General features: G+C 32.7%; 10 protein-coding genes. 5 read left to right on the top strand and 5 right to left on the bottom strand.

Annotated elements, in window-relative coordinates:
- Positions 1-99: 99 nt before the first annotated feature.
- From TZ01_RS05180 to TZ01_RS09200, 4 genes are read right to left on the bottom strand one after another with little or no spacing between them, the layout of a single operon-like run.
- Positions 100-630 (bottom strand): 50S ribosomal protein L16, encoded by a 531-nt coding sequence (locus TZ01_RS05180; protein ID WP_048101720.1) that lies wholly within the window; start codon positions 628-630, stop codon positions 100-102.
- Between the two features lie 56 nt (positions 631-686).
- Complete coding sequence (locus TZ01_RS05175) at positions 687-1,826, bottom strand: hypothetical protein (RefSeq protein WP_048101719.1); 1,140 nt, start codon at positions 1,824-1,826, stop codon at positions 687-689.
- Positions 1,827-1,853: 27 nt separating this feature from the next.
- A complete protein-coding gene (locus TZ01_RS05170) occupies positions 1,854-2,567 on the bottom strand; it encodes an alanyl-tRNA editing protein (RefSeq protein ID WP_048101718.1) in 714 nt (237 codons plus the stop codon).
- Between the two features lie 46 nt (positions 2,568-2,613).
- Positions 2,614-3,366 carry a tRNA pseudouridine(38-40) synthase TruA gene (locus TZ01_RS09200; protein WP_052656769.1) on the bottom strand — a complete coding sequence of 251 codons (753 nt, stop codon included), beginning with the start codon at positions 3,364-3,366 and terminating at the stop codon, positions 2,614-2,616.
- Between the two features lie 140 nt (positions 3,367-3,506).
- On the opposite strand from TZ01_RS09200, the gene TZ01_RS05160 reads away from it, so the two are divergent.
- Positions 3,507-3,797, top strand: a complete 291-nt coding sequence (locus tag TZ01_RS05160; RefSeq protein ID WP_048101717.1) for a ribbon-helix-helix domain-containing protein — start codon at positions 3,507-3,509, stop codon at positions 3,795-3,797.
- 26 nt (positions 3,798-3,823) lie between these two features.
- Positions 3,824-5,434, top strand: a complete 1,611-nt coding sequence (gene pheT, locus TZ01_RS05155; RefSeq protein ID WP_048101716.1) for a phenylalanine--tRNA ligase subunit beta — start codon at positions 3,824-3,826, stop codon at positions 5,432-5,434.
- On the opposite strand, the gene TZ01_RS05150 is transcribed toward pheT, so the two are convergent.
- The gene (locus TZ01_RS05150) at positions 5,435-6,436 is read right to left on the bottom strand and encodes a hypothetical protein (RefSeq protein ID WP_048101715.1); all 1,002 of its coding nucleotides are present in this window, start codon (positions 6,434-6,436) and stop codon (positions 5,435-5,437) included.
- A gap of 67 nt (positions 6,437-6,503) precedes the next feature.
- Between TZ01_RS05150 and TZ01_RS05145 the strand changes: the two genes are divergently transcribed.
- Genes TZ01_RS05145 through TZ01_RS05135 form a run of 3 tightly spaced genes read left to right on the top strand, consistent with a single transcriptional unit; the run spans position 6,504 to position 12,953 of the window.
- A complete protein-coding gene (locus tag TZ01_RS05145; protein WP_048101714.1) occupies positions 6,504-7,811 on the top strand; it encodes an amino acid permease in 1,308 nt (435 codons plus the stop codon).
- A gap of 49 nt (positions 7,812-7,860) precedes the next feature.
- Positions 7,861-12,138 (top strand): STT3 domain-containing protein, encoded by a 4,278-nt coding sequence (locus tag TZ01_RS05140; RefSeq protein ID WP_052656767.1) that lies wholly within the window; start codon positions 7,861-7,863, stop codon positions 12,136-12,138.
- Positions 12,138-12,953 carry a hypothetical protein gene (locus TZ01_RS05135; protein WP_048101713.1) on the top strand — a complete coding sequence of 272 codons (816 nt, stop codon included), beginning with the start codon at positions 12,138-12,140 and terminating at the stop codon, positions 12,951-12,953. The genes TZ01_RS05140 and TZ01_RS05135 overlap by 1 nt, the downstream gene beginning before the upstream one ends.
- Positions 12,954-12,955 lie beyond the last annotated feature (2 nt).

Genomic DNA, 12,955 nt, shown 5'->3' with positions numbered 1-12,955 from the left:
TTTTACACAATGCCTATCCTTGGCCATTGAAATAAAAATATGATTTTATCTTTATAATGTAAATTATTATAAAAATTAATGCCAAAAATTTTGAATTATTTATATGCCAAGTTTACCTGAGAGTTCCTTGCCCTTGGTAATAACAACATGGCATGGTGTGGGCAGCTTTATGGAAGCCTTTTTTAAAGCCTCCTTTAATAATTTTGCATTTGCAGCATCAACCCTTGCAACCATAATTATCTCTCCAGGATGAACCCTTGCGGCAGTACCAACTGGCCTTCCAAAGGCAAGCCTCATACCGCTTGATATCCTATCTGCACCAGCACCTGTGGCCATTTTATGCTCTCTTATGACCTGATGTGGGTATGGTCTTATATGGAGGAAATATCCGGATGCACCAACCGCATCCAAAAGCTTTCTGTTTACCGATATCCTCGCAGCCTCAAGGGCTGTATGCCTTATCTGGCATGCCTCATCTGCAATTAGCTGCATTTCTATATCAAAGTCCTTTTTCTGGTTTCCCTGCACAAATGTTGTTATCTTGGGATATGGAACCCCACCCATAAACTCTTTTCTCGTGTATGCTGGACCGGAAATTTTTGAATACATTCTTGCTGGTTTAGTTACCATAATAATCCATTCATAAATTCAAATAAATATAAAAACATTTATAGTATTTAAAAAAGTTATCTTTTGACATTTCCGTACTGATTTATCACTATATTATATGGACCATCCGCATCAGCAGGAATTACATTGCCGCATTTAACACATTCAAGTGAAAAATCATCATTTATTTTAAATTCAACACCGCCACAGTTGCTGCACGCACTCCTTACCCATAGTTTTTCAGGATTCACTGAATTAAGCCTTCTTAATATTTCCGCATTCTGCGGATTTTCATTAATATTATTGATGGTGTTATTTTCCGCATCAATATTCTTATCATTACCGTTCCTGGAATTTTCCTCTGCCATTTTTTTATTCCTTTCCTCAATGGTTTTTGCATACAGCATGGTTATGCTATACAGACCAAGAAATGCCCATATCAGGAGGAAAAAGGCAATTATATAAGAAACCACATGGTTGGACCCAAAAAACGATTCTGCCAGTTCCAGTCCTGATGAGGTAAAGCTTACCAGCAATGCCCTGAGCATGCCAAATCTCAAATAAATATAGGTAAGTATGAGTGTATTAATATATATTAGAGTTGTTTCATATATATTATAATTGGTAATAAATACCGAAATACCTGCAGCAATTATCATGATTACAGGAATTAAGGGTTTCACGTTTTTATACGGAAATAAAAATGAATTAACACTTAATTTTTTTGATATTATCATATAAATAATTAAAATAATGGAAACCGGTATTATTTCAAGAAATATGATTTGAAAAACAGAGCTTACTGAAAATATAAAATTCTGGACTCCAAAACTGTATTTATAAACTGCAGAACTTGAAATTTTTGGGTATATGGTTTCTATTATAAGCGAAGAAAACATTAAAATCATGATGTAAACTGAAAAAAATATGTAGAAATTTTTATTAATGTCTGCATCAAAGCTCGATGATATATTTAACTTTAAAAAAATCGTGGAGAGAGATGCAAATATGAGTATAATGGATATTATAAGAATAATATAAACATCTATTGTGCTCACCCTTCCATAGAGGTAATAGTAAGCAGGTGATATGTGGCTTATTGAATGTGCACTTAAAAATGTTTGAGGCATAAGAAAAAGAAAGAATCCAAAGGCTATCACTATGCCTATCCAGGCAAAGGCCCTGTTAATTCTGTCTATTATTGTTATTTCATCCATTTATATCCAAATAAATATAATTAATAATTATTTCAATGTTATTGTGAGCCTTTTGTCAAGTTTTCCCTTAACCATTGAAGTCTTAAATTCCACGGTCCCTATTTCTCCAGTTGACTTGACATGCAGGCCATAATCAGCCTGCAATGGAAGCCCGGATATATTAACCACACGCAACTTTTCATCCTGAGGAATACTTCCTGTTGAGAATCCAAACATTTGTTTATCTATTGAAAACTCATTATTGTCTGCATACTTAATTTCAACCGGAAGATTTTGCTTAATTATCCTATTTGTTTCATCAATAAGCCTGTCAATTATGTCCTGCTTTATATTATCTATGTATATATCTATCCATGCATAGTTTTCATAGGTCTGGCTGATGCGTGATTTTGCATTATAAAATTTAAAGGCCAGGCCACCTATAATAAATAATGCAGTTCTGTACCTCATGTGGTTATATCTTATATTCCAGTCTATGCTTTGATGTATATTTACTCCATCAAGATTTTGTGGATATGTATCAAGTGAAATAAGGTGCACCAGCTGTCCATCCTCCCAGACATCCACTATGGAATATTTCTTTCCCTCTATTTCTATTTCTCCCTTGTCATTCTGCTGGCCATATGATGTGGGATAAAAAACTGTTTTATCCACTGTCAGATCAGTAAACTCAACAGTAACGGCCTTACTGTCGCATTCTTTTAAGTATGAATCTTTTAAAAATAATTTCTCAGTTTCCATTATTACTTAAGGGCATTTTTATATATAATATTATTTTTCATTTTCTTTATTGGAATTTATAAAGAATTCTGGAATATATCACTCTATTTACGTTTATATCTGTTAACTTTTTCCTAATCTTTCCATCCAGATAGGATGAATTGAAATCACTAAATGTTATATTTTCATAAAATATGTCCATTAAAATTAATCTTTCAGGGCTTGCGAGAAAAACGCTGTTGATTTTAAATGCAAATGGATCCAAATCCATTTCATAGTATCTCATCGCAAAACCCATTATCGCCCTGATCTGGTGCCATATAAAACTCCTGGCATAAAAATTAATAATAAAAAAACCATTGTGCTGGTAGTAATCTATGTTTTTTATTGTTCTTACAGTGTTTCTGTAGTCTTTTCTGGAGAAATTTCTAAAATCATGTGTGCCCTCAAATTTTCTTAGCATTACCATAAATTTTTCAATATCATAGTCCCCATCCAATACGTATGAATATTTTTTTAATGTGCAGTATCTGGGATTAAAATATTCACTGAGCCCGGCATACTGGTAAAAATACATGTCTTTTATCTGCGAATTTAAAATTTTTAAAATTTTAATTATATCAATTTTGGATTCTATGAGAAAAACATTGCCCGCCGCGGATACATATTTGTCTGTTCTTGCCGCACTTTCCATGTTATCCGAAATATTATGCGATTTTAATACGTTAATTATGGTGTTTTCCACGCTATTTTCCCCATTATTTCTCTGAAAGCCGCAAAATTTTTTTCCATCATATCCATATTTTATTAAATAATACATTGTATGATAATTATTTTTATTTAATTATATTTTTTAATTTTTAATTATTAAAAAATTATTGTGAAAATTAAATTAACATTTTAAGAATCCATTCATGGAATTAGGAAAACTTTATATTATGGCTTAATTTAATCTACACAATGGATGTTCCTTACAGAATCACAATTAGGGTTTCCGAAGATCTGGTAAAAAAACTTCAGGATATAGTTAACCGTGGTAAATATGACACAATTTCAGATGCCATTAGGGAGGCTATAAATGACTTCATAAAAAAGAATGAAGAAAATCCTGTAAGTGATGTGGATGTAAAATTACCTGGAAAAATCTATTCAATTTTAGAGGAAGAGGTTAAAAGTGGAAATGCAGTTTCAGTTGAGGATTTAATAAGATTTATTTTAAGGGAATATGCAAAAAGTAAAACCAAAAATTAAATAAAATATTAGTATTCCAAAGCAGTATGGTTGTAATAAGGGAATCAGAAAATGAACTTTTAAGCATTCTTGGGGAGACTTATAAAAATAAGCTTTTTGATTATGCAAATATTATTGGCTATTCTATAGAGGAAGATAGTAATGAGATCAGAATAGAATTTAATCCAGACCGCCCTGATCTATTCTCCTTTTTTGCACTTAAGGAAAATATGAAAATTTATTATGATAATAATTTTAGGATAAAGGGGATACTTGGCCAATCCGACATAAAATTAATACCAGACAATAATGTATTAAAGGTTAGGCCATACGTTCTTGCCTTTGTGGCCTCGGGTGGTAAAATTGGTAAAAATGTCAGCCATATTATAGAATATCAGGAGAGGCTTCATGAGATCATAGGCAAATCAAGGAAAAAGGTGGCCATAGGCATACATGATCTTAATAAAATAAAACCCAATTTTAAATATACTATTATTGATTCTAATAAAATTAAGTTTACAACATACGATGGTTTTACCGGTACTGCGGAGGAAATAATAAAAAATCATGAAAAGGGAACAGAATTCTCAGGCCTGCTTCCGGATAAATCAAAGGTTCCTTTAATATTGGATTCTGAAAATGACGTAATGTCAATGCCACCTATAATTAACGGCATAAAATCAAAAATAACAGAGGATACTGAAAGGTTCTTTTTTGATATAACAGGAACCGATTATAATGCTGTTAGAAATGCATTCTTCCTTTTAGCCTATGAAATGTCATACCTTGGTTACCGCATTTATAGCTGTGATTCAGGCATGGGAACTAAAAAAATGCAGGAGCTTCATAATTTTGATTTCAGGGAAATAAAAATAAAAAGTAAGGACATCAAAAATGTAATGGGTTTTATACCAGAAGACCCAATAATACTGCTGAGGAAAATGGGCTATCGCTGTGAAATCTCATCAGATGGTTATAAAATAAATGTTCCAGGCAACAGAATTGATGTGATGGGGCCTGCCGATATTGTTGAGGATATTGCAAAGTCATATGGATATGATAACATTAAGGAAACAAAACTAAAAACATGCGGTATTGGAAATCCATATGCTGAAAACGAAAATCTTGATCTCATCAGGGAAATAATGACATCCATTAATTATCAGGAAATAAAAACATTTGTCATTAATTCAAAATCGTTCTATGAATCCTTTGGATACCATGGCGGTGTCTATGTCCAGAACCCAAAAAGCCTGGATTTTTCTGTAGTAAGGGACAGGCTGCTTCCTGGGATAATGGATTTTTTGGTAATTAACAAGAGGAGAAAGCTGCCATTTAAGATTTTTGAAATAGGTGAGGTTATTGATAATACCTTTCAGCACACGCATTTATGCACTGTTTATGTTAACACCACGGCATCATACTCTGATATTTTTCAGGTTATAAATTATTTAAACAAACGTGTAAATAATTATAAATTAACAGTAAAACAGTACAGCACAGGAGAAATAATACCGGGACGCGGGGGGCAGGTTTTTATAAACAATGAATATGTTGGACTTATTGGGGAATTAAATCCGGATATAATTACAAGATTTGGTTTGAGTGTACCAGTATCATTTTTTGAAATAGATATTGGAAAAATGCTTAGTTTGTGATCACATCATTTTGAAAATTTTTTTTATTTTTTCTTCCGACAATAAAATTCCCATGCTGTTTGCATAATCCTTTAACTGGTCTATGCCAAATTTTATGCTGTAATTATATCTATGAATGGATTTTATTACATTATCATAGTCTATTGATGTTTCCCTGCTTATAATTTTAACTGCACGCCCATCTATATTTTCATTGGATTTATAGGCATTCATTATGGATTCTAAAATTTGATTATTTTTGGAATAAAATTCTTTGCCTGCTGAAATAAGGCAGCATGGCCTGTCGTCCAGCAGATCATGGTAATCTTTTTCCCTTTTTCTGCCTTTATATTCTATAAAACTGGCAAATGGTTCCCATATAGCAATATACCTGAATTTAAATTTCAAAAAATCTAACATTCCAGTTTTAGGATTTTTATAAAATGATATATTATTATATTTATTCATCATCATGAAATTTCTGGATAATAGCATCATAGAAGATATGTCAGAGGTTTTTATCTGGTCAGAATCAAATTTATCATTTGAGAATATGCATGAACCACCTGATGCAACAGGGCCTATTATAAAATAATTATCCTTTGTTATGGCATATATTATCTGGGAAACTGCTGGAGATAGCGATATTTCAAGCGCATTATTCTCCATAGCATTCATCATATCGACAGTGTTGTTAAAGGAGATAACCTGTATATTTAAGTTAAGGGTATCAGCAACTGAAAAAGCCGCAGAGAGGAATTTTACATACTCTGAGGATTTTAAAATACCAATTCTTATATAATTCTCTATATGCCCGGGATAATATACCTTTAACCAGATTTTTTTAATCAGTTTTCCACAATTTTTTTTGATGATTATATTTTTTGAAATCATCTCTGACAGTGTTTCGGAGATATGTGATTTTGAAAAATTAAAAAGGGTTTCCATCTCATACTGAGCCATACCGTTGTATTTTCTTTTTTTAAGTTCGGATATTATGATTTTTTTGAGACCTTTATCCATTAATAAAAATTATTTTTTTAAATTTAAATTTATTGAAACTTTATGTATAAAAAATCAATATGGTGCCATGGGAGATATTAATTTGCCAGAGGCTGTAATGCAATCATTTACATCAATAGGGCCCATGCTGGATTTTATAGCATTATTTTCTGTTATTGCAGTGTATTCAGGAACCCTACTTCCATTTGTTATATTATTCTCATTCCTTTTATCATATTTTACATTATATACGGTATATTCATTATCAAGGTTATTTATAACCAACGGAGGTTATTATTCCTATGTAGGTCATATACTTGGCAAGGATTGGGGAATTTTTATTTTCCTGATTTATTTTGGTTACTCTGTTTTGACGGTTCCCAACATAGCAAACTTTATATCTGGTTTTGCCTCAAATATACTGTCAATATATAATTTCAATAACAATCATTTTATTTATATATTAATTTTAATATTTATATTACTGGTTTACATAACTGTTGGAAGCGGTATAAAAAAATCGATAAAATATACATTTATTGCCGGCATTCTGGAAATATCATTTATAATACTTTTAAGCATCATATTTATATTAACAGGAAGAAACAGTATAGGCGATTATAAAATTAATTTCCATTTAAACCAGTTTTTCTTTGGAATAATTTTCGGAATTCTGGCATTTTCAGGTGGTGGTTCAAGCATATTTTTATCTGAAAAAACAAACAATGCAAGGAGAAACACACCAAAATCACTTTTTATCTCATTTACAATTTCAGGGATTATTATGACAATATCCGCATTTTCTCTTTTATATGCCATTGGGGATCATGGTATTTTGGAATATTCTATAAATTCCTTTTATATTGTATCGTTTATTAAGGCAAGATATGGGCCTATTTTTTTAATGATATTCTCATTTTTTGGTATTTTAAGCGGTTTCAATTTAAGCGTTTCCTATCTTAATGCATTTGTCCACATGTTCCCTAGATTTCAGTCGGATTTTGGCTTTAATAAATATATGGGTGAAAAAAAATTATTATTTATTATGTTTATTATAACATCAGTAATATCAACATCAACAACATACATTGCTGGGCCATTTACCTCATTTGTAATAATAGCAGGAGTTATAAGCTTTTTTTATATAATTATTCATATAATATCAAATATATCGCTTTATAAGGCCAGAAGAAAAAATATGATAATTCCAATGATTTCTTCAATATTGCTAACAATTGCATTCATAATAAGCTTTATAAGCAACACGGGTTTCTTCATTGTAATAAATTATGCTGTTTTGGTTTATCTATTAATTTCTGTAATTTCAATAATATATATTAAGCGTATGAAAAATACAATTTACAAGAAAATAAAGTTTGAACATCTTAAGGTATAAAGTGTATAAGTAAATTTTTATATAAAGATTTGATTGGAGGATACTGATTATGGCTATTAAAAATAAAATTAAACAGAAGATTATAGAGCATCCCGAGTTTCCAGTTCTAGCTATACTGCTTGCCATCTACCTGTTTATGGCAAATTATTTTGCCTATCCGGTTGCATTTGATTATCCATTCTTAAACACTTCAGGTGGTAGCGACCCGTACTTTAATTATTATGTTATTAATTATATATTAACCTACCATAAGCAATTAATTTATACAAAAATTATAAACTATCCGGTAGGTACATACAATTACAGGCCTCCATTTTATATGTGGAGCGTTGTATTTGCATCATATATATTCTCTCCATTTGTGGGTCTCAGTAAGGCCGCATATTTTGCATTTTCAGAATCCGATGCCTTCTATGCAGCCTTATTAATAATTCCGGTATATTTAATCACCAAGGAAATATTTGGGAAAAAGGCCGGTTTAATAGCCGCATTCCTTTACACAATAATGCCAAGCAATCTTACAGCCGGCATACTTACTGATGACAGGGCACATACACCAGAACTCATATTTGCATTCCTTGCAATTTACTTTTTTGAGATGGCTGTGAAAACTGCTGGAAAATATAATATTATAAATAGACTGACAGATTTTAGGTCATATATCCCGTCGATTAAAAAATATTTTATGGAAAATCAGCTTGCAACAGTTTATTCATTACTGGCTGCCGTATCACTCGGTGCATTAATAAACTTCTGGCAGGGTTTTCCATATATAGAGGTTATAATACTTATTTATGTGGCAGTACAGTTAATATTTAATTTATTTACCAAAAGGCCAACAGGATATTTAACATATCTGACAATATTTTTCATAGCATTTTCATTCCCGTTTGGATATTATTACTATGATGTAACTCACATGCTTATGCCATGGTTTTATCCGCCACTTATTATGGGCATACTTATAATAGGTTTTGGTTTTGTAATTAATATTATTGGTAGAAAACCATGGATAATCACAATACCATCAATTATTATTGCAAGTGCCCTTGGCCTTCTTCTTTTAGCCAAGGTTAATCCTGTTGTTCTAAAGGAATTAATTACCGGTGATGGTTATTTTGTCAAATCAAGGCTGTACTCAACGATAGCTGAGGCTGCCGCACCTCCACTTGGATTCTACATAGCAGGCTTTGGACCAGGTGTATTCCTCCTTGGCATAGCAGGAATACCGTATATTTTATATAAATTTATTAAGACCAAAAGCGATGCTATGCTTTCAATTATAATATTTTCTATATTCTCAATTTTCATGAGTTTTGAGGCTGCTAGATTTAATATAACCGCAGCGCCCGCATATGCCATTCTTGGCGGTGGGGCATTAATTTATTTTGAGGGCCTTTTAAAGGCAGGGGAAAACCAGGCAAAGGCCAGACACAATTCAATGAGAAAGAGGATAAAAACAAATATAACATGGTTGCAGGCCTCATTTGTGGTTATAGTTATACTTGTTTTAATAATACCTTCTGGAATGGGTGCAGTTTCAGCAGCAGTGCCTGACAATACAGCGTCACAGTATAACAGTGATATAAACTCATCCATCCCGGCATTTCTCAGGCCAAATTCAACTGATTATTTTGGTAACTATGGTTTTGGCGTTGTTAATTCAACGTCTCCATTATCAGAGTCATTTATCTGGCTTGCATCACAGGATTCCAATTTACCGGCAAATGAGAGGCCGGCATATTTATCATGGTGGGATTATGGTTTCCAGGAGGCCCTTCAGGGAAAACATCCTGCTGTGGCAGATGATTTTCAGCAGGGATATGTTTCTGCAGGGCAGGTCCTTTTAGCACAGAATCAGAGTGATATAGTGGCATTATTTATAGCACGCGATCTGGAAACTCCAGGTGCATTTACCAGCGGGCATTTTAATAGTACTGTTTATTCAACATTAAAATCATATTTTGGCACATCTGAGGCCAATAATATAACATACATTTATAAAACTGTAAGGATAGATAATAAAATACCATCAAATTATACCAAGCTACTTTCAGAGCCTGCATATGGAGGGCATCAGGTAAATGTTACAAATCCTGACAACGCTTATCATGCATTGATTATGGGTGAGCTGGCAAGCAAATATTCATTAAATAAACTTGTTAATGCATATGCGACACTTGAATTGGATACCGGATCCAAAATATCATATATACAGATAGACCACGGTTTATTCCCATTTAGTGGTTCTGATCCCGGCGTATTCTATGCGCCTGCGTATCTTACAGACACCCCAACATATGATGCCCTTGGAGAAATAGTGCCAACAAATTACTATAATATATTTGCAGTTACAAGCAGCGGTACATATCCACTTAATAAACTGCCACAGGGTGCATCAGTAATAACATACGATATTTCATACGCACCTGCATTTTACAATTCCACAATATACCGTGCCTTTATAGGATACTCACCATCAGATGTGGGTGAGGTAAATGGCATACCAGGTATAAATTATGGTACGGGTGCCAGTGCTAAACCTGCATTTAATATGAGTCATTTTGAACTTGTTTATTATGCCTCATTATGGAGCCCGTATAAAAATTCAACAAAGGACCTTCAGTTCATACCAATACAGGAGGCATACCAGTACAAGCAGGAACATAAGGGTACCGTTTACCTGCTTCCACCTATTAGCGATGTTTATAATGTGGAGGACCCAATAATAGAGTACTTCCCCGGGGCAAATATAACAGGTAATATTCTTGGATACTCCGGGTCAGCCTCCGGGATACATGTAACACTTCTGGATCAGTATGGAATACCACATGAGGTTGTTACAACAAACAGTTCAGGGACATATAATCTTGTTGGCCTGCCGGGAAATGATACCCTGGTCTTCAGTACAGGGTCAATAAACAATTATACACTTGAGGGTTCAAACATAATTGCGGAAAAAACTGTAAATGTTACAATGCAGGAGGCTGAAGACCCATATACAATAAATCTGGGCAGTTTTAATATAACGCATAATGATATAAGTGGAAGTGTATCTGTTAAAAATGTAACAGGAACACAGAAAATAACAAGTGGCGTACTTTATTTCAATAATTCAGCACATAAATACTCACAAAAGGTATACATATCAAATGGGAAATACAATGTTACAGATTTAAGGAATTATACATACAATGTAAGCGTAACTAATAATTCCACAAAAATTACATATACGAACTTTACATCGTTTACACCCCAAGTGGCCAAAAACATTACAAAGGATTTTACTGTGAATATGGACAATCTCACTGTTTTTGTAAATTCTGGTGGTTATGGTCTTTCCAATTTTACCATAGATGTTTATAATAAAACTGGAAATAAAATTTATACCAATTATACGGATAAAAATGGAGAGTTGAGTATAGGCTTAATGCCAGGTAATTATACAGTTAAGGCAAGTGAAAAAGAGAATGGAATATATGCCAATAACACCAGTTATTATAATACCACATCATGGGATAATTCCAAAATCTTAAACATGGTTCCTGAAATAAATAATATGGTTAAGGGTAATTACACTGCAAATATTAATCTAATTGGAAATCTGAGTAGCTTAAACAATGTTAACGTCACACTGGAAGGGTCCAATGGCAGGTATTATAATTTAACCTCCAATAATGAAGTAAATATAACATTACCGTCAGGTATATACCGTATATCAGCATATTCATCAGGCTATTATATAAACCCTTATAATAATACAATAATATTAAATGGCACATCAGAATTCAACATTACCTATACAGACATTAAAAAGATTTATAATTATACATTATACCCTGTAAATGGAACTGATTATGCCATGATAAATGGATCATATTACGTTGTTCCATTTTATCTCAACAATACAGGAAATACAAATATAACTGTAAATGTAAATATTTCAAACAGTAATGTGCTTAATAAAACAGATAAAATAATGGCAACATTTGCAAACGGCAAAAATTATACAACTATAAACATACCAGAAAAAACAAATATGACATTATATGTGTATTTAAAACCCGCATCGGGAATTAAAATACAAACATACGATAAAATAGATATAAACAGTTATTATGATGATAAAATAATGCATAATGCAACCGTATCGCCTGAAGTCCAGAACATTACGGCCAGCGGTGTTGGTTCATCTGGCCATGGTGTTTTAAATAACTATACAAAAAACCCTGTTGACACATTGTATATTGGAATTGGGATTATACTTGGGGCCATGCTTATAGGTCTAATTGGATCAACAGTAAGATCTAGAAGGGGGAAGAAATAATGAAATTCAAAATTTTGGCCATTGCAATAGTTATTATTTTGATTGTCTCCGGACTGTTAGTTGCCCCATATGGAAATAATAATAACCAGAAATCACAAAGCCCATCATCCCTATCATTTAAAAATATTAGTTACCCAACATATGTTTACCAAAGCCAGAATTTTAACATATATATAAATGAAACATCAGGTTTTACAAATTATTCAGTTAATGCATTTTTTGGCGTGCAAAATAATAGCGATAATACTGTACCGTCAGACTATTATAAAAACTCATCAAATCCTGACTTTGTAATACCAATAGTGGCGCCAAATACAACTGAAAACATATATGTTTATGTTGAGGCCACAGCATTTAATGGTAATTCTAAGGAAAGTGCATATACAAACTTTTCAATTAACGTTAGCCAGCCCGTGCATCTAAATGCAACGCTTACAAATACTGCTTCTGCACCTGCATATAATATAACCGTTAATTTTCTGGTAAATGGCATAACTGTTCAAACATCCATGATAGGTAAAATTAATGCAAAGTCTAATTACACTGCATCCGTTATTGTCCCTAGAGCGGAATTGCCACCAGGCAGGGATTTACTTACCATAAGCACAAATAATCCCAATATAGGTATTCCAAAGGGCGTATATTTCTATAATGGCCACCCACCAAACTATAACTGGATATACTATATAGCTGCTGTAACAGTGGCATTTGCAATATTTCTAATAGTCATATCTGGCAGAAGGAATACTGTCAAGGTTCCAAAATGGAAACATGCGGGCAAAAAAACATCAAAATCCACGAAAAACACAAAATAAAG

Origin of the sequence: Acidiplasma sp. MBA-1 (genome assembly GCF_000949015.1) — an archaeon.
Taxonomy (GTDB): Archaea; Thermoplasmatota; Thermoplasmata; order Thermoplasmatales; family Thermoplasmataceae; genus Acidiplasma; species Acidiplasma aeolicum.
The sequence above is the reverse complement of the archived record's forward strand: the minus strand, read 5'-3'. Positions and strand labels throughout refer to the sequence as shown.

What these genes read in the sequence shown, in the direction of transcription:
- TZ01_RS05160 (WP_048101717.1), top strand. Translation starts at nt 3,507, where the DNA reads ATGGATGTTCCTTACAGAATCACAATTAGGGTTTCCGAAGATCTGGTA.
- TZ01_RS05150 (WP_048101715.1), bottom strand. Translation starts at nt 6,436, where the DNA reads ATGGATAAAGGTCTCAAAAAAATCATAATATCCGAACTTAAAAAAAGA.
- TZ01_RS05170 (WP_048101718.1), bottom strand. Translation starts at nt 2,567, where the DNA reads ATGGAAACTGAGAAATTATTTTTAAAAGATTCATACTTAAAAGAATGC.
- TZ01_RS05145 (WP_048101714.1), top strand. Translation starts at nt 6,504, where the DNA reads ATGGGAGATATTAATTTGCCAGAGGCTGTAATGCAATCATTTACATCA.
- TZ01_RS05135 (WP_048101713.1), top strand. Translation starts at nt 12,138, where the DNA reads ATGAAATTCAAAATTTTGGCCATTGCAATAGTTATTATTTTGATTGTC.
- pheT (WP_048101716.1), top strand. Translation starts at nt 3,824, where the DNA reads ATGGTTGTAATAAGGGAATCAGAAAATGAACTTTTAAGCATTCTTGGG.
- TZ01_RS05180 (WP_048101720.1), bottom strand. Translation starts at nt 630, where the DNA reads ATGGTAACTAAACCAGCAAGAATGTATTCAAAAATTTCCGGTCCAGCA.
- TZ01_RS05140 (WP_052656767.1), top strand. Translation starts at nt 7,861, where the DNA reads ATGGCTATTAAAAATAAAATTAAACAGAAGATTATAGAGCATCCCGAG.
- TZ01_RS09200 (WP_052656769.1), bottom strand. Translation starts at nt 3,366, where the DNA reads ATGTATTATTTAATAAAATATGGATATGATGGAAAAAAATTTTGCGGC.
- TZ01_RS05175 (WP_048101719.1), bottom strand. Translation starts at nt 1,826, where the DNA reads ATGGATGAAATAACAATAATAGACAGAATTAACAGGGCCTTTGCCTGG.